We start from the raw sequence: 964 nt of genomic DNA on the forward strand, positions 1-964 counted from the left end.
TTCGCTAAATTCTTTGATTTTTCGTTGGGTAAAAACTTTCACCCATGGGAGTTCACTAAGTTCATTCTCAACTTTGATTAAATTATTTTGAAATATCATTACTATTTAACAGTTTCTCCATGCCTCCTCCTCTTTTTGCTAAAGAATCCAGCGCCTCCTTAGCTTTATACGCATGATCACTATTTTTAGATAGAGACAATTCCTTAAGTACAGAGCCTATATTACCTACATATTTCTTCAACGATTCGGTGGTATAACGACTATCCATCAAAAAGTCAAAAGTCTCTTTGAAGTACCTTGCATCGTTTAATATATACTGCTTTATCTCTTGTTTCTGAATTTGAGATAGAGCCTCATCACTCTTGCCATTTTCTATAACATCACGCATCAAACCTATTATTTTCTCACTAGAGTTAATGGTATTTTGTTGATCTTTAACAGTGCATTGTTTGTCATACTCATCTAATTCTGGATCAAAATCTAAAAGTTTTTGTGGATTTATTATATCTTTCCTCCAACTAGGGTTATTCACAATATAATCCTTTAAACATTCAAGAGCAAAGTCATGATATTCTGCTTTATCTTTAGCATTTTTTGCTTTTAATTGTTCAATATAAAATATAAATGTTTCAGGGTCTAGATGTGATGCATCTTTATCAATAATATTTTGTTCTTTTAGAAAATTCCATAAATCTGATACAAACACCTTCTTCTTATACTGCATATCATATCGATCCTTTTCTAGAATACCTTTATATAAACTCTGATTATTGATTTTAGATCTAACAATCTTTTTAAAAAATTCTTCATCAATAAGTGAGGTTTGGCAATATTCAAAAAGTTTAGTAACAATATCACTTTTCAAGAAATAGGCTTCATAGCTATAACCATAGGCTTCATAGCTATAACCATAGGCTTTACTAATTAAGGACAATAAATCTTCATATTTCTTATTTTTCTTTAA

General features: G+C 29.8%; 1 protein-coding gene. It reads right to left on the bottom strand.

Going from position 1 to position 964, the window contains the following annotated elements; translation table 11 throughout:
- Positions 1–82 precede the first annotated feature (82 nt).
- Positions 83–964 (bottom strand): hypothetical protein (locus tag BBROOKSOX_RS11710; RefSeq protein WP_180324061.1); only part of this gene is annotated, 882 nt, incomplete at its 5' end.

Source organism: bacterium endosymbiont of Bathymodiolus sp. 5 South (genome assembly GCF_900128535.1).
Taxonomy (GTDB): Bacteria; Pseudomonadota; Gammaproteobacteria; order PS1; family Pseudothioglobaceae; genus Thiodubiliella.